Source organism: Acinetobacter genomosp. 33YU (assembly GCF_001990725.1).
Classification (GTDB): domain Bacteria; phylum Pseudomonadota; class Gammaproteobacteria; order Pseudomonadales; family Moraxellaceae; genus Acinetobacter; species Acinetobacter seifertii.
This window is the reverse complement of sequence record NZ_LFZQ01000002.1, coordinates 200,993-224,651: the sequence shown is the minus strand read 5'-3', so window position 1 is coordinate 224,651 and position 23,659 is coordinate 200,993. Positions and strand designations below refer to the sequence as shown.

Genomic DNA, 23,659 nt, shown 5'->3' with positions numbered 1-23,659 from the left:
ATTAAAAATTAAATAGTTGAGATAAAAAATGAAAAAGACACCATTATGGGTGGGGGTATGCTTGTGCCCATTATTTAGTCAAGTCGTGCATGCCGAGTTTATTGCAGACAGTAAAGCTGAGCTGACACTACGTAATTTTTACTTTGACCGAGACTATAAAAAAGATCCATATCCCTATACAGCAGCCAGAGATTGGGCGCAGGGCTTAATTTTTAAACGACAGTCTGGTTATACTGAAGGTACGGTTGGGTTTGGTGTAGATGTACTGGCAATGGCAGGTTTTAACCTGATGGGAAATCGGGCTGATGACTATGCGCGTAGTGGCTTATTACCAGTGAATACTGATAACTCACGTGACGATTATTATGGAAAAATCGGCATTACAGGGAAGGCTAAATTTAGAAAAAATGAGCTTTTTGTAGGGGATTTAGTTCCACAATTACCAACCATATTTTCATCGCCAGCGCGTTTGTTCCCTCAGACTTATCGAGGTATTCGATTTGTTTCAAATGAAATTCCAAATCTTCAACTCGAAGGCTTTTATGTCGACGAAGTGCGTCAACGTGACTCAATCCGTTATACCGATGTTGGAACAGACAATATCAACCATCGTTTTGACAAAGCGGCAACTACAGATTCTTTTTATACCTTAGGTGGAAGCTATCAGTTAAAGGATTACCGTTTACGTGCTTATCATACTGAACTCAAAGATATTTACCAGCAACAGTTTTTAGGCTTTAACGGAAAGCAGCCTTTAAATAATCAGCTTAATTTTTTAAGCGATGTACGTTTTTTTAATAGTGAAGAAACGGGAAGCAAAAAAATAGGAGAAGTCGATAACCGACATATTAGCGGCCTATTTGGTTTGAACTATCAAAATCATACCGTCTCTTTGGGCTACATGCAGTCATTTGGCTCGACTGGTTTACCGTTTTTGTCGGGAACTGAAAGTCCGGTTGTGCTTGATTTTATGAGTTCGGACTATTCAAATAAAGACGAAAAAGTCTATTCGATTCGTTATGAATATGACTTTAAAAATGCCCGATTAGGCGATGTTTCATTAAACGGACTGCGTTTTATGACTCGCTACGCAAAAGGTGAAGACATTGATTTATTGCAATATGGCGACCAACGTTTTAAAGAAGAGTCGATGGAGTTTGATTTGGGCTATAAAATCCCTGAAGGTAAATTAAAAGGCCTAGGCATGCGGGCTCGTTTTTCTCACTACCGTAACGATATGCCTACCAATATGACCTTTCATTCGGCAAATGAAACACGTTTAAATGTCGATTACACCTTTAAATTTTAATGCTCAATATTTATTAAATTAAAGAACAGTTAAAACATTGTGAGCAGCAATGTTTTAACTTTAGTTATCAACTGCACAAAATCCCTCTATAATACCGCCAATCTTATTAAAGCCAATTGAGTCGTTCATTAAACACATGGCTTTAATCTCTCATTTTTTTAAGTCAATTTCTTCGCTGTGATTCGGCTTATTTTTCAATATTTAGAATTTTATGTGTCTGTGCTGACACATAAAAATATTTAGGTGCCAGCATGGAAATCAAGGTTAATTATCTCGACAATCTTCGACAGGAAGCTAAGTTCGATGACTTTACGGTAATTGCCGATCAACCAATTCGCTATAAGGGTGACGGTTCGGCACCGGGCCCATTTGACTATTTTTTAGCATCATCAGCATTGTGCGCAGCGTACTTTGTAAAAGTGTATTGTGCCGCTCGAGATATCCCAACCGATAATATTCGTTTATCGCAAAATAATATTGTTGATCCTGAAAACCGCTATAAGCAAACCTTTAAAATTCAAATTGAATTACCAGCCGATATTTCAGAGAAAGATCGCCAAGGGATTTTACGTTCGATTGACCGTTGTACTGTTAAAAAAGTGATTCAAACGGGTCCTGAATTTATTATTGAAGAAGTTGAAAGCATCGATGCAGATGCACAAGCATTGTTATTGCCAAGCTTAACTTCAGAAAGCCATACCTATATTCAAGGTAAAGACCTGCCATTAGAAGAAACTATTGCCAATATGTCTGCCATTTTGGCAAATTTGGGCATGAAGATTGAAATCGCGTCTTGGCGTAATATCGTGCCAAATGTATGGTCGTTACATATTCGTGATGCACAGTCTCCAATGTGTTTCACCAATGGTAAAGGTGCAACTAAAGAAAGTGCTTTAGCGTCTGCATTAGGCGAGTTTATTGAGCGTTTAAACTGTAACTTCTTCTATAACGACCAGTTCTGGGGTGAAGAAATTGCCAATGCTGAATTTGTACATTATCCAGATGAAAAATGGTTTAAACCGGGTCCAAATGGTGAATTACCTAAAGAAATCCTAGATGAATACTGTCTTGAGATTTACAACCCAGATGATGAGTTACTTGGTACACATTTATATGACACCAACTCAGGCAACGTAGAGCGCGGCATTTGCTCGTTACCTTTTGTACGCCAGTCTGACGATGAAGTTGTATATTTCCCATCAAATTTAATTGAAAACTTGTACTTAAGTAATGGTATGAGTGCGGGCAACACTTTGGCAGAAGCCCAAGTTCAATGCTTGTCAGAAATTTTTGAACGTGCTGTTAAACGTGAAATTTTAGAAGGTGAAATTGCACTTCCAGACGTTCCTGAGGACGTATTAGCGAAATACCCAAGTATTGTAGCTGGTATTAAAGGCTTAGAAGAGCAAGGTTTCCCTGTATTAGTTAAAGATGCATCGTTAGGTGGCCAGTTCCCTGTAATGTGTGTGACTTTAATGAACCCACGTACGGGTGGGGTGTTTGCATCTTTCGGTGCACATCCAAGTTTTGAAGTCGCGTTGGAACGTAGTCTGACAGAATTACTTCAAGGTCGTAGTTTTGAAGGCTTAAATGATTTACCACAACCGACTTTCCAAAGTAATGCGGTCACTGAGCCGAACAACTTTGTTGAGCACTTTATTGACTCAAGCGGTTTGGTATCTTGGCGCTTCTTTAGCTCTAAATCTGACTATGACTTTGTTGAATGGGATTTTTCTGGCGAAGGCGAAGAGTCGAATGCAGAAGAAGCTGCAACATTATTCGGCATTCTCGAAGAGATGGGCAAAGAAGTATATATGGCAGTCTATGAGCACTTAGGTGCGACTGCTTGCCGTATTTTAGTACCGGATTACTCAGAAATTTATCTTGTTGAAGATTTGATTTGGGACAATACCAATAAAGCACTTTCATTCCGTGAAGATATTCTAAATCTGCATCGTTTGGATGATGAGCAGCTTGAGGCATTGGTTGAGCGCTTAGAGGAATGCGAGTTAGACGATTACACTGAAATCACCACGCTGATTGGTATTGAGTTTGATGACAATACAGTTTGGGGACAGCTCACCATCTTAGAATTGAAATTGCTAATTTATGTTGTTTTACAACAATTTGAAGAAGCAAAAGAGCTCGTCGAAACTTACTTGCAATATAACACCAACACCGTTGAGCGTGGCTTGTTCTATCAGTGCATGAATGTGGTGCTGGAAGTAATGTTAGATGAAGAACTAGAGCTTGAAGACTATCTGACTAACTTCCGTCGTATGTTTGGTGATACACGAATGGACGCAGTATTAGGTTCTGTCGATGGTAGCGTTCGTTTCTATGGTTTAACACCAACAAGCATGAAACTAGAAGGACTTGATCGCCATTTACGTCTGATCGAGAGCTATAAAAAATTGCATGCAGCCCGTGCTAAAGCCGTAGCGATGTAATTTAAAAAGCGAGAGAAAAAAGCCTATTTTTTTAATAGGCTTTTTTTATAAAACAAATTTCTATTTTAGGCAGAAGCTTTGGTAATCTCTATGGTTTCTGCCTCTACTCTATGATCTTGCTGTTCATCCAAAGTATGTTTAGCGGGAATATAAGACATTGCACGTTCCGCAAGAGCTGTAATGGTAAGACTTGGGTTAACACCCAAATTGGCACCTAACATTGAACCATCCACAACGTATAAGTTTTTATAGTTAAAGACACGGTTTTGTCCATCTACCACGCCACGTTCTTGACTTGAAGCAATTGCACAACCTCCCATACAGTGGGCTGTAAAAGGTACGTTAAACAAAATTTCGGTAATAGTCGTCATTGGGTGACCATTAAACATTTTTGCGACTTTTTCAGTAAAAGCATTGGCCTGTGGAATATATACAGGTAGTTTTTTACCTTCGCTCGATAACACCTTACCAAAAGGCCAGAACCAATTACGTTTCAAGCGCATATTAATAGAGGCATCTGCTGTTTGCATCACCAAGAAAATTAAAGTCTGGCGTGCAAAACTGACAGGGTTACTCATGCGAAGGAAAATAAATGGATGGCAGATTAAGGCCCATAACCAAAAGAAAATACGCGTCCAACCCGGTTTGCCTTTAGCCATGTAAGTACACATGAGGCCCATAGCATCTGAGCCAGTTTGGTAACGAGTCGCTTCAATGTGAGTGTCGTGGTCAAGGTAAATACTTGAACCAATGGCAACCCCTTTACTCATGTCGACATCTTTACCAAAAAAGCGAACGCCTAAAATCGACTCGGCATTAGTACGAACCCGATTGCCCAAATCATCAGAAACATTTGGCAGAGAACCAGACTGTTTTAAACGGAACAGCATTTCTTGCGTACCTAAAGACGATGCCGAAAAAATCACATTACGAACACGCCATGTACGGCGTTGTTTATTAAACCATGAGCTTGAACATTCAGTCGTAACTTCATAGCCATCACTGCCATCGGCTTTACCATTGAGTGGTTTAACATCAACGACTTTGGTTTCTTCGTAAACCTTGGCGCCATTTTTTTCGGCAAAGTACAAATAGTTTTTATCTAATGTATTTTTTGCGTTGTGTTTACAACCCGTCATACAGCCGCCACATGCTGTACAGGTTCCGCGGTCTGGACCTTCACCATTAAAATAAGGGTCAGGGTAGGTCTTGCCACCTTGTTCACCTTCGGGTGGAAAAAATGTTGCAACACGAGTGGGTTTAAATGTGTGTCCAACCCCAACTGCATCGCCCATTTTTTTTAGCATATGATCGGCAGGGCCGAAAATTTTATTATCCGTCACCCCAAGCATACGTTCTGCTTCAGCATAATGCTGTGGCATTTCTTTTTTCCAGTCCGCTGCATCTGCCCACGTGCCTTCATCCCAAATATGTTCAGGTGGAACAAGTAGGGTGTTGGCATAGGTAATTGAGCCACCGCCTACAGCATTACCGCAAATAATGGTGACATGGCGAAAAAAACGCATATTGAAATAACCGAAAAGTTTCATGCCCGGGCGCCAAATCCAACGACGGGTATTCCAGTTATTTTTAGCAAAATCTTTAGCTTCCCAGCGTCGCCCCATTTCCATTACAGCAACTGAGTAGCCCTTTTCGGTTAGACGGCAGGCAGAAACACTACCACCAAAGCCTGAACCAATAATGAGGTAATCATAGTCATAATTGTTTGTTGTCATGCCGAGGGCTCCTCTCTGGCGATATTTTTATATTGACTGTGTATGTTTATCAATGAATTGCCCAATGCGCTCAATCGAGTCATTAGATTCTTTTAGTATACCCGCGTGAAATTGAAAAACATGTCCGACTCGGTCATAAACCTTCAAATTCGTCGGAATACCATACTTTTCGGTTTGTTTAGCGAGCCGTTTTGCATCGTCTAATAAGACTTCTTCGGTACCGACATGAATTAAAACAGGCGGTAATCCAGTTAAGTCGGCATAGAGTGGGGAACAGGTTGGATCGGTTGTCGATTTTTGTCCGCAATAGTTTTTTGCACACCACGCTAACCAGTCTTCTGACAACATCGCATCTTGAGCTGCATGAGTTTTCATCGTGTTTCCTGAAAGACTTAAGTCAACCCAAGGCGAGAGTAAAACTAACGATGCTGGTAATGGCAATCCCGCATCCCGTATCGCAATTGCAGTACTTAAACTCAGTCCGCCGCCAGCAGAATCCCCAGCGATCACGAGTTTTTTCGGGTCTTGTCCTTGAGCAAGTAAAGCTTTATAGACTACAACTATATCTTCAATAGCAGCAGGGTTTGTGTGCTCTGGAGCTAGTCGATATTCAGGTAACCAGACTTGTGCTTGAGCTGCATGACCAATTTGAGCAGCAAGCTTAGTGTGACTTTTTGAGCTACCCACCACATAGCCACCGCCATGTAAATACAAAATGCCGCGTTCTGATTGAGTCGTTTTGGGCTGAATATGAACTGTCGGTACTTGAGCGATGGTTTGCTTTTTTGTTTTATAGCCACGTGGCCCAAGCACAATTGCACTTGCTGCATCACTACAAAAACGTTGTAGCTTTAGTGGTGTTTTAGGGGATAAAGCTGGACGTAGCGTGGTACGAATAGTCCATGCAAGAAACTGCTTCATAATAAGGACTCATACTAAGCATTTAATGTCAGTCAGCATCTCTTAAAATGAAGAGTATGCTGACCACTGTTTTTATTTTGCTGATTTGTTGAGTAGGTGAGTTTGCAAGGCAGTCGCAGTTGCAAAAATCTTTTGGTAACCCTGTGGAAGAATACGTTGAATCACATCAACGGCTTTCGCATCGGCTCCAATCAGTAAGCGGCGGCGGTCCTTACGAACAGCTTCTAAAATTTGTTGAGCGGCATCATCAGCAGGGGTGCGAAGTAATTTATCGAAAGCATCCTGACTTTTTAGAGGGTCCATTCCTAAAGACTGGACGCTATTATTCATGCGGGCAGCTTTGGCAATATTGGTACGAATACCACCCGGATGCACACAAGTCGCACTCACTCCAGCATTTTGCATATCGAGTTCTTGACGTAGAGACTCGGTAAAGCCACGTACGGCAAATTTACTGGCGTTATAAGCACTTTGGGTCGGTTGAGCTGTTAAACCAAACATACTAGAAATATTAATAATATGTCCGTCACCACTTTGCTTTAAATAAGGTAAAAATTCTTTGGTGCCATAAACCACGCCCCAAAAATTAATACCAATCAGCCATTCAAGATCTTCGTAGCTCACCCCTTCAGCCGTACTACCTATTGCGACACCAGCATTGTTAAAAATCAGATTAACTTGACCATGCTTATCTACAACAGCTTTTGCCCAAGTGGCAACCTCATCACGTTTAGCCACATCAACTTTTTGAGTGGTGACGCTGACAGAATAGGGTGCTAACAGCTCGACTGTTTTGGCTAACCCAGCTTCACTAATATCAGAAAGTGCCAGATGGCAACCTTGTTTTGCGAGTGCTATAGCAAGTGCTTGTCCAATACCAGAACCAGCACCTGTCACAGCTGCGACTTTATTTTTAAAAGACTTCATAAAATTCTCCGTTTATTTTTCTCATTTCCTATGGTGAAGCTTGTTTAAGAAATAGCCGACACCTGAGTGTAGTTTTCAACATCGAAGCGGCGAGTCCGCTGTCGATATTCAAGGGTAAAACCTGGCCAGTTATTGGTATTTTTGCCATCAGCAGTTTGATACCAACTGGTACAACCTTGTGCCCAGACAGTTTTTTTCATTTTTTCTTGAATGCTTTGATTAAACTCATGTTGAACTTCTGCACGAACATTGGTGAACAGAAGTTTGTTTTTTAGAGTTGTCTGGAGTGCATCTAAAATATAATTCACTTGGCTTTCAATCATATACACAATTGAGTTGTGCCCAAGATTGGTATTTGGACCATAAAGCATAAAGAAGTTTGGAAAGCCGCTTACAGTTAAACCGAGATAAGCTTCTGCACCATTTTTCCATGTGTCTTTTAAGGTGCGGCCATCAAGACCTGTAATCTGCATTGGCGCCATAAATTCGGTTGCGGCAAAGCCCGTACCATAAATAATGGTGTCGACTTCACGTAGATTTCCTTCCGTATCTAAAATGCCGTTTTCAGTAATTTCTTGAATGCCAGTATTAATGACATCGACATGAGGCTGAGTCAGCGTTTCATACCAATGGTTAGAGATTAAAATACGTTTACAACCAATTGGATAATCCGGCATTAAGCGATGGCGCAACTTTCCATCTTTAACGACTTTACGAATGTGGCGCTGGAATAAATATTCCACCAAAGGCATTTCATTGAGTGAAGTTGTAAAAGCAAGTAGGCGGATTTCATGATGACCATATTGTAAGGCGCGGTCTAGACTTTGCAAAATCGGAAGTTTGCGGAAAGCTTTTTTCTCTAAAGGTTGGTAAACCCGATCTGGTTTAGGAATAACATACGGTGCCGAGCGTTGATAAACGTCTAGATGTGCTACCTGTTTGGCAATTTCAGGTACGAACTGAATTGCGCTTGCACCTGTACCAATCACAGCAACACGTTTGCCAGTTAAGTCATACTCATGATCCCAACGCGCTGAGTGAAATACCTTACCTTTAAAGTTTTCAATCCCTTTAAGTTTTGGATAAGCAGGGCGGTTAAGTTGGCCTACCGCGCCCACTAAGAATTCAGCTTCAAACTGTTCGCCAGTCATGCTTTGAATGTGCCATACACCTTGTAGGGCATCAAATTCGGCACTGGCTATTTCAGTATTAAATTGAACATGTGGACGAATGTCATATTTTTCCGCACAGTGGCGTAAATATTGATAAATCTCTTGAGAGGTTCCGTAGCGATTTTTCCAGCCAAGTTCTTGCTCAAAAGAAAAAGAATACAGATGAGAAGGCACATCACATGCAGCGCCCGGATACGTATTGTCACGCCAGACACCGCCGACATCGGCAGCTTTTTCAAAGAGAGTAAATTGTTCAAAACCTGCTTGTTTGAGACGAATGGCAAGTCCTAGGCCACCAAAGCCAGTGCCAATAATGGCGATGCGTACATTTTTATTTGAATTAGTAGACGAATTAAACATGGCTGCTCTAAATCCTTAAAAACAGTGAGCGAAAAATCGCAATTTCCTGTATGCAGAATAGACGTTTATTAACTTGATTTAGAGGATGGATGAGGACAAAATATTGTGATTCGAGGACATTCTGAGCAATACAGTGAAGTATACATGGGCTTTTGAACGCAGTGTACATAGTGTTCGGTTAATGGCTGATTTTGCGGTGGAATCAGGCATTTCTTATCAGACGATTTTAAAAGGGACTGGGCTTAGTCAACAACAATTACTCGACCCGAATATGGTGGTGACAGGCCATCAGGAATTACAGCTCATTCAAAACTTGGTCGAGCAACTAGGAGACAGACCGACATTAGGCTTAGAAGTGGGAACACGCTATCATTTCACCACATTTGGGCCATTAGGTATGGCTCTGATGAGTAGTGCTAGCATTCGTGAAGCACTAGATTTGGCTTTAACCTATTTTACTTTAACTTTTGCGTTTACCCGCTTTGATGTGTCGGATAAACCACAAGGAATCCGTATCGAAATTGATGAGCAAGATATTCCATCTTCAGTGCGTCAATTCATTATTGAACGAGATGCCGCTGCGCTCATTACGGTACAACGAGATTTGGTGCAGGATAACTTTTGCCAGTATTTGGCTTTTTCTTTTCAACCCAAAGGTGATGTTCAGCCTTATCAAGACTTATTTGGTGTGATGCCAGAATTTGGTGCTGCGAAAAGCTTTGTAATTCTTGATCCACAAAAAGTAGATCAAAAGCTACTTATGGCAAATGATTTGGTGCTATATACAGCTGAAGAACAGTGCCGCCAAATATTGGAGAAACGCCAATCACAAAATAAATTTACAACCTTGGTGCAACAGCAACTTATGAATGTGCGAGGGGAAATGCCTTCTATGGAAATAGTCGCTGACCGATTGCATTTAAACGTGCGCACTCTACGCCGTCACTTGGCATTAGAGGAAATGACTTTTATTCAAATTCGTGAAGAAGTAAGGCAAGTTCTAGCAGAGCAGTATTTGGCATTACCCAAAGCTTCGGTTGAACAGATTGCCGAGTGGCTAGGCTATGCAGAACCTGCCAGTTTTATTCATGCTTATAAAAGATGGCATGGGAAAACACCTCATGCCATGCGGTTAAACAACCAATAAAAATATCTTTATTTCTTCAAACGTAGATGCAGTAAGCGTGTTGCCGATGTATGGCGTATATTGTCTGCGCGATTATAAAAATAACGTTCAGTAATAGCTTCACCAGATAGGTCTTCTACGACTTCAAAACCCATTTTTTCAACGGCCTGATGCAAATCTGAGGGTTTAAATTGGCCTAATAAAGGTTCTTTCAGTAAATGGGTAAACTGTGCAACGCCCATACTTCCAAGTCGCTCAATACCCTTTAATTCCTGAAAATCAGTTGAATAATCGAGTACTAGTTCACTACCGTTTGTAGCAAATTCGGCAATACTTTTTAAAGTTTGCAGGGTTGTTTCGGGGTTTAAATAATGAGTTGTGCCTAACCATGAAAAAAATGCAGGAGCAGATGAATTATAGACACTTCTAGTCAGAGCTTCTGAAATAGATTCTTTTTCAAAATTAATGGCAACAAATTCAATCGTGGAGGAGAGTTTGCCTAGCTTTTTGAGCTTGGCTTGTTTAGTCGCTTGAGTATCTGGATGATCGACTTCAAAAATTTTTAACGTTGGATAATGCTGTGACTCACGTAGTACAAAAGAGTCTAGACCAGCACCCACTAATACATATTGCTCAATATTGTGTTGAACAGCCTGATCCAGTAAGTCTTCGGCATAACGAGAGCGTCCGACCACTTGCCCAGTAAGTAAACCTAAAGTGCGGTTTAAAACCGAAGAATTCATGACTTTAACAATCAGTGGGTTAGAGAGCAGTTTTTTCCAGCCTTTACTGGTCAGCTCAAAAGCATAAGGGTCTGAAAATACAGGGTTCTTTGTATTTTTAAAGTGATTTGCGCGTAATGCAGCAGCAGCCTCGGCGGTACGACTTGATTGACCTTCTTTCATCTTTATCCTGTTTTTTTATTTCTTGAAGATATTCAACGAAGAAGGCAGTGTATTTCATGAAAATCAAAAATACACTGCCTCTTTCTTACAACGGATTTGATCGAAATTACAAATTAGTGAGTTTTTGACGTTTGATATGTGACTTCATAATCTTTCAAATCTACTTTTTTCAAACGTTGTTTAAGTTTTTTCAATGACCAAGGCCATGCGGCAAAGTTACGACCGTTGGCATCAAGGTAATAACTCTTACATCCACCGCTATTAAATACCGTTGTTTGTAAGTGCTTTTGCACCAAGTCGTTGTGCTTTTTAATTACATCGGACTTAACGTTTAACTTGCTAATTCCTTTATTTTTAATTTTCAATAAGCCATCTACGATATAGTCGAGTTGTGCTTCTGCCAAACCAATAAACGAGTCATAAACCAGTACGTTAGGACCTAAAATTAAAAATGCATTCGGCACATTTTCAATGTTGGTTCCTAAGTAAGCTTCTGGTGAAGTGTTTTTCCATAAATCATTTAAACGTTGTCCTTTTTCATTAAACACACGTTTACCGATAGGTGGGTGCGATACTTCAAAACCTGTACCCCAAATAATCACATCAACTTCGTGGCGTTCACCATTTGCAGCAATAACAGTATTGCCTTCAACTTTTACTAAACCATGAGGAATCAGAGTCGTGTTTGGTGCTTGTAGTGCAGGGTAGTAATTGTTAGCAAACAAAATACGTTTACAGCCAATATCAAAATTAGGCGTTACGTTTTTGCGTAACTCAGGGTCTGCAATTTGAAGTTTAAGTAATTGCTTGCCGAGTACATTTACTGGTTTTAGAGCAAGTGGATTACGTAAACCAAAGTTAATTGCATTCAACGTTAGCGCTACACTTTTACGCCAGCTCGCTTGAATAGACGGATATTTAGCAATGACGGATTTACTCAACTCGCCCAAGTCGGTATCTGGTTTTGGCAGCACCCAAGGAGCTGTACGTTGGAACACAAACAGCTCTTTTGCTTTAGGTTGAATTTGTGGCACAAATTGGATGGCAGATGCACCCGTACCAATCACGGCAATGCGTTTACCAGTTAAGTCATAATCATGATTCCATTTCGCTGAATGGAACATTTCACCTGTAAATGTTTCTAAGCCTTCAAGACGTGGAATTTGAGCTTCGGTAATTGGACCTGTGGCAAAAATAACGGTTTTAGATAAATATTGACCAGTAGTGGTATCAAGTACCCATACATGACGTGAGTCATCCCACGCTGCGTTAAGCAACTCGTTGTTAAACTCGATTTTAGATGTAACATTAAATTCGTTACTTACGTCTTCCAAGTAACTTAAGATTTCTGGTTGGCGTGCAAATAAATGGCTCCATTTTGCACTTGGGGCAAACGAGTAAGAATACAGAGCTGAAGGTACATCACAGCCACAACCTGGGTAGGTATTTTCACGCCAAGTACCACCTACACGTCCTGCTTTTTCAATAATTTTGTAGTTGGTATAGCCAACTTGGTCGAGACGAATCGCTGTTGCAATACCTGAAATGCCAGCGCCCACAATAAAAGTATCGAAAATATGCTGAGGGGAATTGACAGCTTTTTTTGCTGATGCATTTGTTTTCATTTGAGCAGTCATATGTGTACTACCTATAAATTTCTTATTTAAATAATTTGTAAGACGTACCAAGGAACTTGGTATACAAGCTTGGAGATGCACGTTTCATGAGCCAGAATAACTTCGCATCGATTTGAGGAATGGTATAAAGCTCATCCTGATCAAGACGGTTAAGAGTGAGTTTGGCGACGTCATCACTTGTGGTGAGTGCATAGTTCATAAGTGCATGGTCTGCCAGCTTTGAATAGCGTCCGGGAATTCGACCATTTTTAATGATATTGGTGGGAACCAAAGTCGGGCAGAGTACATTGACTTTAATATTAAACTTACGCAGTTCGGCCGAAAGTGTTTCAGATAGCGCACGTACCCCCGCTTTAGTTACGTTATACGCAGTCATTTCTGGAGCAGCAGTATAAGAAGCCGCCGAAGCCACATTAATAATCGCGCCGTAACCTAACTTTTTGAACTTTGGTACAAAAGCATGACAACCATGAATAACACCCCAAAGGTTAATATTCATGACCCAGTTCCAGTCTTCTAGACTGAGTTCGTCAAACTTACCACCCAAACCCACTCCTGCATTATTAATGACAAGAGTTACAGGGTGCCCAAGTAAAATTTCAGCAGTTTCAGCTAAATGATTTACTTGTTCTGCATTACCCACATCACAACGCATAGCAAAAGCTTTTGCACCTTCTTGTTCAAGAAGCTTTACGGTTTCTTCTGCGGCTTCTAAATTAGTATCTGCACACACTACGCTGCCACCACGTTTTGCCAGTTCAATTGCAAAACTCCGACCAATTCCGCTACCTGCACCCGTCACGACGGCATAAGCTTTTTGGCTTGGTTTAACTCTCTTTTTGCCAAATAAAATCATGATTCATCCCGAAATAGATTTAAGGAAAACCAGCCATTGAGTAGTGACTGGTTACAAGCCAATTAAGACATGCGTACAGGAGGGGTAAATTCCTTCACAAAGTAAGGAGCAATTGCGCCGCCTTCGCTTAGTAATTTGTTTTTGTAATATTCTAGATATTCAGTCGTATCATGATCATTTGGGTGGAAATCAGGGCGTAAGTAGTCAAGAATTTGACCAATGGTGCTACCGAATACGCCATCTTTTGGACCAAAAATAAGTCCTACACCACGGCGAGCGTCTTTCCAGAATTTTCTAGTTAACATTTCCTGTGGTTTTCTTAAAACCGGAATAAACAAGGTAGTTGCTGGGATTAAACCTAAAATAGTGAACAAAGCTAAGAAGAAGCCAGAAGCTCGTAATGGGTAGCTACCATTGAGTAATTGATAAACATCATAGGCAATATCTTTATGCTCAGATTCTTCAAGCATATGCCACATCCATAACGCACGACTTTTCGTATCGTCCGAATAGTAAAAGTTCTTCTCGTGCTTCATCATGTATTCAGCAAGTACAGCCGTAAAATGCTCAATACCAGCCATCATCGATAATTTCAGTGGTTGCGGAAATTTTAAAAACACATATTTGAAGAAGTTCTCGCCCAAGAAACGATATAAATCGACAGGGTACTCAACATCTTTAAGTGCATCGTTATATTCATTGTGCAATTTTGAATGGATGGCTTCTTGACCAATGAGAGAGGTAACACGCTGTTTTAACACGGGGTCTTGAATAAATTCGCGGTGGTGACGAGCAGTTTCAATCACCAAATCTTCACCATAGGTTAGAAATACTGAAAGCGTAGCAAAAAAAATCGTCGCAAATTGGTTGTCCATATAGAATCTGACATCAATTTCCTTTCCATCAAAACCAATGTTTAAATGACGGATTGGGATAGATTTTTTACTGGCAAAATCTGGTAACTCGATTTCACGGTAAAATTTAATTTTGTTTAGTGATTTTTTAACTGTGGTCGAGATCATGGCGACACCTTCAGATCAATCAGTGATAGTGCGATGTTGTCGAAAACCAAAAAGCTTTGATTTCCAACAGGGCACTGTAAATTCCATTTTCAAAAAGCAGTTTTCTGCTTACTGAGTACGGTGATGTTGCTCCGTTATTTGTTTGATTATTTGACTGAATAACGGAAAAAGAGGCGAACTTGATAAAATGAATCAACCTCTTTTTAGATTTTTTCATGTTAATCTGAGTTTATGTTCGGATTCAATTCGGGTAACTTTTCAATTTATTTAAGCTCAAATCTAATGTATAAATAAAATAAAAAATTAGTTTAAAATTTTATTAATACATTGATTTTTATTTGAATATTTTAATTTCTTTTAAAAGTAATTTCCTAATAATAAAAGAACTCATAACTATGTTTTGCCATACCTCTAAAGAAATTGTGTCATGAAGTTTGACAAGTATTCGGATTTTGTTTTTTTATTAGGGTAGGGCTAAATTACATGCTAACCTGAGCTTATGTTCGGATTATTTATAAGAAAATATGTCTACGCGAAAACCCCGTCAGGCACGAGCCAAAGTCACTGTTGATACTATTATTGAAGCAGGTTTTATTGCCGTAGCATTGCATGGACCAAGTGGTACCACTACACGTCATATTGCAGAAATTGCAGGTGTGAGTGTTGGGTCACTTTATGAGTATTTTAAAAATAAAGAAGAAATTTATGATGCGATGAATCACTACTTTGTGAGTGAAATTCTCGATATGATTAAAGAGTTAACTCCTACAATTCTAGAGTTGGAGTTAGAGCCTGTTATCGAAATGATCTTTTATACATTTAGTGATTTATTAAAGAAGAATAATGACCGTTACTTAACCGTTTTACGTTATGCAGGTGAGTTGCAATACGACAAATATATTCCAAAAATTGAACAGGCTTTAATGGAAGTCATCATGAAATATATGATGCATAATCCAAAATATTTAAAAATTAATAACTTACCTGTCATTACTTACATTTGTATAAATAGCGGTATTTTTAACGTAGCAAGACATCTTATTTTACCTAACCCATTTATTAGTTTTGATGAAATGGTGCAAGGGTTAACCACTATGATCATGAGTTATATCAATACTGAAATGGCACGCTCGGAAGAACATTCATAGTTTTTAATTTTCAATATATAAAAAAACACCCGCATATATCTATGCAGGTGTTTTGATGATTATGGCATGGTTGGAACTTCTTCTGGACGCATATCAAAAATCAGAATTTCAGCATTATCACCATTAGTAAATGATAACTTGCCTCCATCACGAATTCGCGCAGCATCACCCGTGTTAAAGGTTTTACCGTTTACATCAATACGGCCTTTTGCCACATGTAGGTAAACATAACGACCTTCAGGAATTGCAAATTCTGCTTTTTCTTCTCCGTCAAAAAGACCAGAATAAATATTAATGTCTTGTTTGATCGACAAAGTTTTTTCGCCACCTTTTGGTGAAATCATCAAGTGCAATTTACCGCGCTTGTCTTCCTCAGAAATATGCAATTGTTGATAACCCGGTGTGGTGTTCACTTCGTTTGGAACAACCCAAATTTGCAAGAAGTGCACGTTTTCTTGTGCAGAGTGGTTAAATTCACTATGAGCAACACCACGTCCTGCGCTCATTAATTGAATATCACCAGGCACAATCACCGAACCTGTACCCATTGAATCTTTATGTTCTAACGCACCTTCAAGCACATAAGAAATAATTTCCATGTTGCGGTGAGGGTGAGTACCAAAACCTTTCGATGGAGCAACAGTATCGTCATTAATCACAAGCAAATCTGAAAAACCTACTTGTTTCGGGTCCCAATAATTTGCAAATGAAAACGTGTGTTTTGACTGTAACCAGCCATGATGTGCTGCACCACGCTCATGAGATAAACGCATATCAAACATGATTTATTATCCTCATTCAATTTTTTTCTCTGAATGCAGTTTATCGTTTTCATTTATGCAATGAAACTCTAAAAACAGAAAGCTTGGTGTGATTTTTGGAACGCTGAAGTATTAAAATGATTTATTTGGAAAATAGGCATAATATTTCATTTATTATCTTTTTAAGCCATCTTTTTGTCATTTTAGGACAAGTGTCCTTTATTTAAATTATTATGAATAATATTAGCTTATATAAGTTGTTTGAAATAATCAAAAAATATTTAAATTGGCAAAAAGTTTCAAAGTGGGTTGGCTTTTTTTGTCCTTGTTCGAGTAATGCATCAAGCGCACTATTTAACCTGATTTGGTGAATTTAACCTCGCTTAAGTTCATAAAACATGGCAAGGCAGATGTATTCGAGCAAATTTTTGTTCTAGAGCAGTTAAAGATTGCAAGAAATAATTTAAAGACAACTTTATCTGTTTGATTCGACGATGCCTTGTATTTAACAAATTTTATAGGGTGTCAAAAAATGGTCGCTCAAGCTATCCGAAATATTATTTCTCCTAAATCAGTTATGGCTCAGTATCAAAAGATAGACTTTTCAAATAAAGGATCTATCCCAATCCGCCATCTAAATATCGGATTTGATGGCAAAGAAATTGATATCGAGTTTTACGTCAACAATCAGTTTGCAACTTTGTTCTTTGCAACGCTTTCGGTTTTTTTGACCTATGGTGAAGATTTGGTGATTGAAACTGCCCGTCATCACCGCGAATTTATTCAAGATCCAATTTTAAAACAGCGTGTTACCTCTCTTATTGGTCAAGAGGCCATCCATTCAAAATTGCATAATGAATTCAATGATGCAATTAAAGAGCTGGAATATCCGGTCGATTTATATCGATTCTTAGGTGAAAACTTCTTTAAATATGTGTTTTTAAAATTCCCACAGCCATTAAAGCTTTCACTTATGGCAGGCATTGAGCACTTTACGGCAGTTCTCGCTGAATACATGATGAAGCATGAAAAGAACTTTTATTATACCGACGATGCGAAAAGCCGTGCGTTATGGATGTGGCATATGCTTGAAGAGTCTGAGCACAAAGATATTGCTTATGATGTTTATCAGGTTTTGAACGGTAACTATCCATTGCGTGCAACCGGTTTTTTAATGGCTTTCATTACCATTTTAGGGCTTATTCCAACCGCAACATTATTTGTGCCTGTACTGCGTAAGCCACAAGAAATGCTGACCAGAAAATTCTGGAAAGATGCACGCCGTGGCGTCAACTTAATTTTTAGTCCAAAAGATGGCGTATTCGGTAGCACCGTTGGCCAGATTCTGGATTATTTACGTCCAAGCTTTCATCCAAATGATCATGACACAACTCAATACCTTGAGTACTACAAAAAGAAATTACTTAACGAGGGCGGTGCAATTGCACCTTACTTTGTGAAGGAATTTACTCCACCAGTTCGTGCAGTTTCATAAGGCTGTTGGTCACCGCAGTAATACCTAAATTACTGTCGTCTCCCTAAAATTTTTTAGGATTTATTATGATTCTATTTGGTAAGAAAGACCAGCCGAGTCGAAACGCATATGCTGTTGTGACAGGGGCAGGTAGTGGAATTGGCCGTAGCTTTGCACTTGAATTGGCAAACCGCGGTGGCAACGTGGTATGTGCAGATATTAATTTAGAAGCTGCTGAAGAAACCGTAAAGTTAGTTGAACAGCTTGGACAAAAAGCTTTTGCAGTCAAGTGCGATGTTGGACAAGCAGAACAAGTACAGGTTTTGGCTGATCAAGCAGAGCAATTATTAGAGCATCCGGTAACACTGATTATTAATAATGCTGGCGTAGGTCTAGGCGGCAAATTTGATGAAATGAGTTTGGAAGACTGGAAGTGGTGTATGCACGTAAACCTATGGGGTGTTATTCATGGTTGTCATGCATTTGTGCCAAAGCTCAAAAAATTAGGTTACGGCGCAATTATTAATGTAGCTTCAGCTGCGTCTTATACAGCAGCACCAGAAATGAGTGTCTATAACGTAACGAAAGCGGGTGTATTGGCATTATCAGAAACCCTTTCAGCTGAGCTTCGCAAATTCAATATTAAAGTGAATGTGCTGTGCCCGACTTTGGTTCCGACCAATATCATTAAAAATGGTCGTATTCCAGGGCGCTATTCAAAACTTGCAGATCATGCACTCATGAATTATGCCATGACCACCAGTGACGCAGTTGCAACGTTAACATTGAACCGATTAGATCGAGGGCAGCTCTATACCACGCCACAGATCGATGCCAAATTATTCTGGCTTATGAAAAGAACGTCTCCAACCCTATATGCAAAGTTCCTTGGGCTTTCGTATCAGCTATTTAAATAAAATTTTGTATAGGCAGAAAAATTATGGTCACTAAACCTAGAACAAATACGCGTACACGTAAAACCCAAGAAGTTGCACATATTTATGACACTTTTATTGTCGGTGCAGGTATTTCTGGCTTAGCTGCTGCAATTAAGCTAAATGAAGCAGGCTTAACCAATTTTAAAATTATTGAAAAAGCGAGCCGCGTCGGTGGTACTTGGCGTGAAAACACGTATCCGGGTTGTGGTTGTGATGTTCCATCATCGCTTTATTCTTACTCCTTTGCGCCAAGTGCAAAATGGAGTCACTTATTTGCACGCCAACCGGAAATCTTAAGTTACTTAGAAGATGTAAGCCGTGAGTTTGATATTGAATCCTTAATTGAATTTAATACTGAACTATTAAAAGCAGAATGGGACAGTCTAGAAAATGTCTGGAAACTCGAGACAAGCTCTGGTTTATATATCGCTAAAACAGTCCTATTTGCTACTGGTCCAATTACTGAAGCTCAGATACCACGTCTTGAGGGTTTAGATACTTTTACTGGTGAAATGTTCCATTCAGCGAAATGGAACCATGATTATGATTTAACTGGTAAACGCATTGCCGTGATTGGTACTGGTGCATCTGCCATCCAGTTTGTGCCACAAATCCAACCTAAAGCAAAAGAGCTGTTTGTGTTCCAACGTACAGCACCTTGGGTACTGCCAAAACCAGATACCGACTTGGGTGAGTTAAGTAAATCCGTCATTGCTAAGTATCCAGCTATTCAAGCGACTTGGCGACAGACTGTGGCGGGTACTTTAAATGTCATTAATTTTGGCTTACGCAATCCAAAAGCTTTAAAGCCTGTCAATTTTGCTGCGAAACAACTATTAAAGTTGCAAATTAAAGATCCGGTTCTACGTCAAAACGTAACACCTAATTTTGATATTGGCTGTAAACGTATTTTATTTGCCAATAACTACTATCCAGCGTTACAGGCATCTAACACTACACTTATTCCACATGGTCTGGTTAAAGTTGAAGGCAATACTGTTATTGCTGCCAATGGTGAACGTCACGAAGTTGATGTGATTATTTGGGGCACGGGTTTTGAAGTGTCTCATCCACCAATTGGTAAACGTGTACACAATGAGCAAGGACAATGTTTGGCTGATCTTTGGAAAGACTCTTCACCAGAAGCTTACTTAGGTACCAATATTGAAAATGTGCCGAATGCATTTCTTATGCTAGGACCTAATGTGTTGGTTTACGACTCCTTTATTGGTCTTGCTGAAGCACAACTGCAATATATTGTTGATGGTTTGCTACAAATGAAGGCAAAGGGGATTGCTAAACTTTCCGTTAAGTCAGAAGTGATTAAAAAGCATAATGAGCTTGTACAAAAACATCTGCAAACCACTGTATTTAATAGTGGCGGATGTAAAAGTTACTATCTCGATGCTAATGGCCGTAATTTTGCCGCATGGCCATGGTCTTTGAAAAAACTTAGACAGCGTTTAAAACATTTAAAGTTAGAAGAATATGAAGTGGTGTATGAGGCTGATTTGATAAAGGCAAAACCTAAAGTTGAAGAAATTGTCGGTTAATTAATTTATAAAAGCCCATTTTGATTGATTGAAATGGGCTTTTTATTATCTGGGAATTGAATAAATAAATTAAAATTCAATCAATAATATAGTGAAGTTAAATTGAAAAATAAATTTAAATATACTTAAAAATAAAAGAGGGAAAGCAGTGTATATAAGTTTTTAATAAAAAAATATAGTGATTTTTAAAAATGAATTTTTAAGTGAAAAGTTTTCTTTTTAAGCTTTTTTAAAATTGTAAATTAGAAAACATTTTTTATATCAATAGCTTGAGTTATTGGTAATTATTGTAAATAAATGTGAAAGTATTCACAAACTGGTTATTTTTTGTTAAGATCATTAACATTAAAAACATAGAGATAATAATAATGATCAATAAAGTATTAATAGTGTTGTGTGTGAGTATCGTGTTTGTATTAGGGTATTGGGCGTATTTAGATAGCCAAAATAAAAAACACCAAGAACTTATGCGAATTATTCAAGAAGCAGAAAAAAACTTGCAAACGATTGAGCGAAATCCTAACCGTGTTAGTCATAGCAATTTAGCTTCTTATACTTTGCAAAACTATCTCAGTGATAAAAAAGTTTTTTTCTAGTCAAAACTGTTGTTGTAACTTGCTTTAAAAAAGACTGTCATTGGTCATATCTTTTCATAAATTTTGATCATGTTGCGATTGAATCTGTTAAACTTATTTAACGTATAGTAAAAAAGCTGCATAGGGGTTATGCAGCTTTTTTGTGTTTCAAGAGGGGCTGTGTCTATTTTCTATGTATGAAATCAAAATTCAAATGAGTGGCATATTTGTTGCTTCATCTATTTGAGGTTTTTGTTTAGAGATCTGATCAGAAAAACAAGATTGCTCAGATACCTACATAGAAGTACATATTCCACAGCTCAGATTTTGCATAGAGGCTACTTATGGCGGCGCCCAATTCTTCGGCAGGCTGGTTAGAGCGTTTATTTAAGTTAAGCGACAATAAAACCACGTTTCGAACAGAAGTTCTTGCTGGTGTAACTACGTTTTTAACGATGTGTTACATCATCATTGTCAATCCACTCATTTTATCTGAAACCGGCATGGATCATGGCGCCGTATTCGTTGCAACCTGTTTGGCGGCAGCAATCGGTTGTTTAGTGATGGGTATTATTGCCAATTATCCAATTGCATTGGCACCGGGCATGGGGCTTAACGCTTATTTTACCTATTCGGTATGTATGGGCATGGGAGTGCCATGGCAGACGGCTTTAGCAGCTGTTTTTGTTTCAGGAATTGTCTTTCTTGCTATTAGCTTTTTTAAAGTTCGTGAAGCGATTGTCAATGCAATTCCAATGTCGCTTAAATTTGCGATAGGCGGGGGTATTGGTTTATTCCTTGCACTTATTGCGCTAAAAAATGCCGGCATTATTGTTGCCAATCAAGCGACATTGGTAGGTTTGGGTGATATTAAACAACCTACAGTGTTGTTGGCTTTATTTGGATTTTTACTGATTGTAGTTTTACATCAGCTTAAAGTTCGCGGTGCCATCATTATTAGTATTTTAGTCGTTACAGCAATTGCGACCGCTTTAGGCTTGAATCAATTTAAAGGTGTAGTAGGTCAAATCCCTTCAATTGCACCAACATTCATGCAAATGGATTTTAAAGGCCTGTTTACTGCAAGTATGGTCGGTGTCATCTTCGTATTCTTCATTGTTGACTTGTTTGACAGTACGGGTACTTTGGTTGGCGTTTCACACCGCGCAGGGCTTTTAAAAGATGGTAAATTACCACGTTTGAAAAAAGCATTATTTGCTGACTCTACGGCTATTGTTGCTGGTGCTGCATTGGGTACTTCATCAACTACGCCATATATCGAATCAGCTTCAGGTGTAGCAGCAGGTGGACGTACTGGTTTAACTGCAGTCGTTGTCGCTGTTTTATTTATCTGCTGTTTATTTTTAGCTCCTCTTGCTCAATCTGTGCCAGGTTTTGCAACAGCCCCAGCTTTATTATTTATCGGTGTACTTATGATCCAAGGGATCACGCACATTGATTGGGATGATATTACAGAAGCTGTTCCAGCCTTTTTAACGATTGTATTTATGCCATTCGCGTACTCAATTGCAGATGGTATTGCAATGGGCTTTATCAGCTATGCATTAGTTAAACTATTCACAGGTAAGGCAAAAACTGTTCCATACATGGTGTGGATTATTGCTGCTCTTTGGGTATTTAAATTTATCGCTTTTGGCGGTTAATACGATTTTTTATAATTTCCTTCTAGAACTATATTTCGTAATCGTTATATAAGAAGGAAGTTATTGAAGGGTGTGTTACTACACCCTTTTTTCTTTAGATGTGGAGTTAATATGAATCAAGTCGAGCTGATTCAGGCCTTACCAAAAGCCGAGTTGCATGTGCATATTGAAGGGACATTTGAACCTGAATTAATGTTTGCTATTGCACAGCGTAATCAGATTCAGATTCCTTACAAATCTGTTGAAGAAGTAAAGCAAGCTTATAACTTTCATAATCTTCAATCATTTCTAGATATTTACTATGCTGGTGCAAATGTTCTTGTTCATGAGCAAGATTTTTATGATTTAGCATGGGCATATTTTGAGAAATGTGCAGAAGATCGTGTCGTTCATACAGAAATGTTCTTTGACCCGCAAACCCATACTGACCGTGGTGTTGCTTTTGCGACAGTAATCAATGGGCTTAAACGTGCATGTGCTGATGCAAAAGCTAAATTTGGTATTAGCTCTCAGCTCATTATGTGTTTCTTGCGTCATTTAAGCGAAGAAGCTGCATTTGAAACGCTTGAGCAAGCTTTACCGTTTAAAGAAGACATTATTGCCGTAGGGCTTGATTCAAGTGAAGTAGGGCATCCGCCAGCTAAATTTGAACGTGTTTTTGCTAAGGCACGTGAAGAAGGCTTCTTAATCGTGGCTCACGCAGGCGAAGAAGGTCCACCTGAATATGTATGGGAAGCTTTGGACTTGCTTAAAGTAAACCGTATTGACCACGGCGTGCGTTCTGAAGAAGACGAACAATTAATGGCTCGTTTAATTAATGAAAAAATGCCATTAACCGTTTGCCCTTTAAGTAACTTAAAGCTATGTGTTGTTAAGGATATGAAAGATCACAATATCCGTCGTCTGTTGCAAAAAGGCGTACACGTGACTGTTAACTCGGATGATCCTTCATATTTTGGGGGATATATGAATGATAACTTCGTTGCTATTCAGCAAGCCTTAGATTTAAGTAATGATGAGTTGAAGCAACTCGCAATTAACTCTTTTGAAGCTTCTTTCATTTCAGATGAAGAAAAACAAAAGTGGATTTCAGAAATCCAAGAAATCTAAATAAAAAAACCGCCT

General features: G+C 39.1%; 19 protein-coding genes. 10 read left to right on the top strand and 9 right to left on the bottom strand.

The genetic code is table 11. The features are described 5' to 3' along the window. Positions 1 to 28 precede the first annotated feature (28 nt). Both AC056_RS02240 and AC056_RS02235 read left to right on the top strand, forming a co-directional pair. On the top strand, positions 29 to 1,309 hold the full coding sequence (locus tag AC056_RS02240) for an OprD family outer membrane porin (protein WP_077162605.1): 1,281 nt from the start codon (positions 29 to 31) through the stop codon (positions 1,307 to 1,309). Positions 1,310 to 1,560: 251 nt separating this feature from the next. After that, positions 1,561 to 3,759, top strand: a complete 2,199-nt coding sequence (locus AC056_RS02235) for an OsmC domain/YcaO domain-containing protein (protein WP_005299328.1) — start codon at positions 1,561 to 1,563, stop codon at positions 3,757 to 3,759. Positions 3,760 to 3,824: 65 nt separating this feature from the next. Here AC056_RS02235 and AC056_RS02230 read toward each other — a convergent pair whose 3' ends face one another. The 4 genes from AC056_RS02230 to AC056_RS02215 form a co-directional block, all read right to left on the bottom strand. Further along, complete coding sequence (locus AC056_RS02230; protein ID WP_077162604.1) at positions 3,825 to 5,495, bottom strand: GMC family oxidoreductase; 1,671 nt, start codon at positions 5,493 to 5,495, stop codon at positions 3,825 to 3,827. Between the two features lie 27 nt (positions 5,496 to 5,522). Beyond that, a complete protein-coding gene (locus tag AC056_RS02225) occupies positions 5,523 to 6,416 on the bottom strand; it encodes an alpha/beta hydrolase (protein ID WP_077162603.1) in 894 nt (297 codons plus the stop codon). Between the two features lie 72 nt (positions 6,417 to 6,488). Further along, positions 6,489 to 7,343 (bottom strand): SDR family NAD(P)-dependent oxidoreductase, encoded by an 855-nt coding sequence (locus tag AC056_RS02220; protein ID WP_077162602.1) that lies wholly within the window; start codon positions 7,341 to 7,343, stop codon positions 6,489 to 6,491. A gap of 44 nt (positions 7,344 to 7,387) precedes the next feature. Beyond that, positions 7,388 to 8,875, bottom strand: a complete 1,488-nt coding sequence (locus AC056_RS02215; RefSeq protein WP_077162601.1) for a flavin-containing monooxygenase — start codon at positions 8,873 to 8,875, stop codon at positions 7,388 to 7,390. A gap of 133 nt (positions 8,876 to 9,008) precedes the next feature. Here AC056_RS02215 and AC056_RS02210 point away from each other — a divergent pair, with 133 nt between their 5' ends. After that, positions 9,009 to 10,022 carry an AraC family transcriptional regulator gene (locus AC056_RS02210; RefSeq protein WP_077162600.1) on the top strand — a complete coding sequence of 338 codons (1,014 nt, stop codon included), beginning with the start codon at positions 9,009 to 9,011 and terminating at the stop codon, positions 10,020 to 10,022. 8 nt (positions 10,023 to 10,030) lie between these two features. Here AC056_RS02210 and AC056_RS02205 read toward each other — a convergent pair whose 3' ends face one another. From AC056_RS02205 to AC056_RS02190, 4 genes are all read right to left on the bottom strand, one after another. After that, positions 10,031 to 10,906 (bottom strand): class I SAM-dependent methyltransferase, encoded by an 876-nt coding sequence (locus tag AC056_RS02205; RefSeq protein ID WP_077162599.1) that lies wholly within the window; start codon positions 10,904 to 10,906, stop codon positions 10,031 to 10,033. 113 nt (positions 10,907 to 11,019) lie between these two features. After that, positions 11,020 to 12,543, bottom strand: a complete 1,524-nt coding sequence (locus AC056_RS02200) for a flavin-containing monooxygenase (protein WP_077162598.1) — start codon at positions 12,541 to 12,543, stop codon at positions 11,020 to 11,022. 22 nt (positions 12,544 to 12,565) lie between these two features. After that, a complete protein-coding gene (locus tag AC056_RS02195; protein ID WP_077162597.1) occupies positions 12,566 to 13,399 on the bottom strand; it encodes an SDR family NAD(P)-dependent oxidoreductase in 834 nt (277 codons plus the stop codon). A 62-nt stretch (positions 13,400 to 13,461) separates the two neighbouring features. Next, positions 13,462 to 14,421: a metal-dependent hydrolase gene (locus AC056_RS02190; protein ID WP_077162596.1), complete on the bottom strand. Its 960-nt coding sequence runs from the start codon at positions 14,419 to 14,421 to the stop codon at positions 13,462 to 13,464. Between the two features lie 524 nt (positions 14,422 to 14,945). Between AC056_RS02190 and AC056_RS02185 the strand changes: the two genes are divergently transcribed. Beyond that, positions 14,946 to 15,569 carry a TetR/AcrR family transcriptional regulator gene (locus AC056_RS02185; protein WP_004702811.1) on the top strand — a complete coding sequence of 208 codons (624 nt, stop codon included), beginning with the start codon at positions 14,946 to 14,948 and terminating at the stop codon, positions 15,567 to 15,569. Between the two features lie 59 nt (positions 15,570 to 15,628). Here the strand turns inward: AC056_RS02185 and AC056_RS02180 are convergent, their stop codons facing one another. After that, complete coding sequence (locus AC056_RS02180; RefSeq protein WP_077162595.1) at positions 15,629 to 16,351, bottom strand: pirin family protein; 723 nt, start codon at positions 16,349 to 16,351, stop codon at positions 15,629 to 15,631. A 556-nt stretch (positions 16,352 to 16,907) separates the two neighbouring features. Between AC056_RS02180 and AC056_RS02175 the strand changes: the two genes are divergently transcribed. The 6 genes from AC056_RS02175 (at position 16,908) to AC056_RS02150 (ending at position 23,644) form a co-directional block, all read left to right on the top strand. Further along, positions 16,908 to 17,825, top strand: a complete 918-nt coding sequence (locus tag AC056_RS02175; protein ID WP_223861106.1) for a metal-dependent hydrolase — start codon at positions 16,908 to 16,910, stop codon at positions 17,823 to 17,825. Between the two features lie 65 nt (positions 17,826 to 17,890). After that, entirely contained in the window at positions 17,891 to 18,721 is an 831-nt protein-coding gene (locus tag AC056_RS02170) for an SDR family NAD(P)-dependent oxidoreductase (RefSeq protein ID WP_077162594.1), read from the top strand. Between the two features lie 23 nt (positions 18,722 to 18,744). Further along, positions 18,745 to 20,295, top strand: a complete 1,551-nt coding sequence (locus tag AC056_RS02165; protein ID WP_077162593.1) for a flavin-containing monooxygenase — start codon at positions 18,745 to 18,747, stop codon at positions 20,293 to 20,295. Positions 20,296 to 20,663: 368 nt separating this feature from the next. Beyond that, positions 20,664 to 20,891, top strand: a complete 228-nt coding sequence (locus AC056_RS02160; RefSeq protein WP_004702801.1) for a hypothetical protein — start codon at positions 20,664 to 20,666, stop codon at positions 20,889 to 20,891. 323 nt (positions 20,892 to 21,214) lie between these two features. Then, positions 21,215 to 22,534 carry an NCS2 family permease gene (locus tag AC056_RS02155; RefSeq protein ID WP_004702799.1) on the top strand — a complete coding sequence of 440 codons (1,320 nt, stop codon included), beginning with the start codon at positions 21,215 to 21,217 and terminating at the stop codon, positions 22,532 to 22,534. A 111-nt stretch (positions 22,535 to 22,645) separates the two neighbouring features. Then, positions 22,646 to 23,644 carry an adenosine deaminase gene (locus AC056_RS02150; RefSeq protein ID WP_077162592.1) on the top strand — a complete coding sequence of 333 codons (999 nt, stop codon included), beginning with the start codon at positions 22,646 to 22,648 and terminating at the stop codon, positions 23,642 to 23,644. Positions 23,645 to 23,659: the final 15 nt, after the last annotated feature.

Excerpts from the sequence above, each read along its gene's own strand:
- AC056_RS02200 (WP_077162598.1), bottom strand. The coding sequence starts at position 12,543 with ATGACTGCTCAAATGAAAACAAATGCATCAGCAAAAAAAGCTGTCAAT.
- AC056_RS02205 (WP_077162599.1), bottom strand. The coding sequence starts at position 10,906 with ATGAAAGAAGGTCAATCAAGTCGTACCGCCGAGGCTGCTGCTGCATTA.
- AC056_RS02160 (WP_004702801.1), top strand. The coding sequence starts at position 20,664 with ATGATCAATAAAGTATTAATAGTGTTGTGTGTGAGTATCGTGTTTGTA.
- AC056_RS02230 (WP_077162604.1), bottom strand. The coding sequence starts at position 5,495 with ATGACAACAAACAATTATGACTATGATTACCTCATTATTGGTTCAGGC.
- AC056_RS02190 (WP_077162596.1), bottom strand. The coding sequence starts at position 14,421 with ATGATCTCGACCACAGTTAAAAAATCACTAAACAAAATTAAATTTTAC.
- AC056_RS02150 (WP_077162592.1), top strand. The coding sequence starts at position 22,646 with ATGAATCAAGTCGAGCTGATTCAGGCCTTACCAAAAGCCGAGTTGCAT.
- AC056_RS02215 (WP_077162601.1), bottom strand. The coding sequence starts at position 8,875 with ATGTTTAATTCGTCTACTAATTCAAATAAAAATGTACGCATCGCCATT.
- AC056_RS02220 (WP_077162602.1), bottom strand. The coding sequence starts at position 7,343 with ATGAAGTCTTTTAAAAATAAAGTCGCAGCTGTGACAGGTGCTGGTTCT.
- AC056_RS02195 (WP_077162597.1), bottom strand. The coding sequence starts at position 13,399 with ATGATTTTATTTGGCAAAAAGAGAGTTAAACCAAGCCAAAAAGCTTAT.
- AC056_RS02185 (WP_004702811.1), top strand. The coding sequence starts at position 14,946 with ATGTCTACGCGAAAACCCCGTCAGGCACGAGCCAAAGTCACTGTTGAT.
- AC056_RS02170 (WP_077162594.1), top strand. The coding sequence starts at position 17,891 with ATGATTCTATTTGGTAAGAAAGACCAGCCGAGTCGAAACGCATATGCT.
- AC056_RS02235 (WP_005299328.1), top strand. The coding sequence starts at position 1,561 with ATGGAAATCAAGGTTAATTATCTCGACAATCTTCGACAGGAAGCTAAG.
- AC056_RS02155 (WP_004702799.1), top strand. The coding sequence starts at position 21,215 with ATGGCGGCGCCCAATTCTTCGGCAGGCTGGTTAGAGCGTTTATTTAAG.
- AC056_RS02165 (WP_077162593.1), top strand. The coding sequence starts at position 18,745 with ATGGTCACTAAACCTAGAACAAATACGCGTACACGTAAAACCCAAGAA.
- AC056_RS02225 (WP_077162603.1), bottom strand. The coding sequence starts at position 6,416 with ATGAAGCAGTTTCTTGCATGGACTATTCGTACCACGCTACGTCCAGCT.
- AC056_RS02180 (WP_077162595.1), bottom strand. The coding sequence starts at position 16,351 with ATGTTTGATATGCGTTTATCTCATGAGCGTGGTGCAGCACATCATGGC.
- AC056_RS02240 (WP_077162605.1), top strand. The coding sequence starts at position 29 with ATGAAAAAGACACCATTATGGGTGGGGGTATGCTTGTGCCCATTATTT.
- AC056_RS02175 (WP_223861106.1), top strand. The coding sequence starts at position 16,908 with ATGGCTCAGTATCAAAAGATAGACTTTTCAAATAAAGGATCTATCCCA.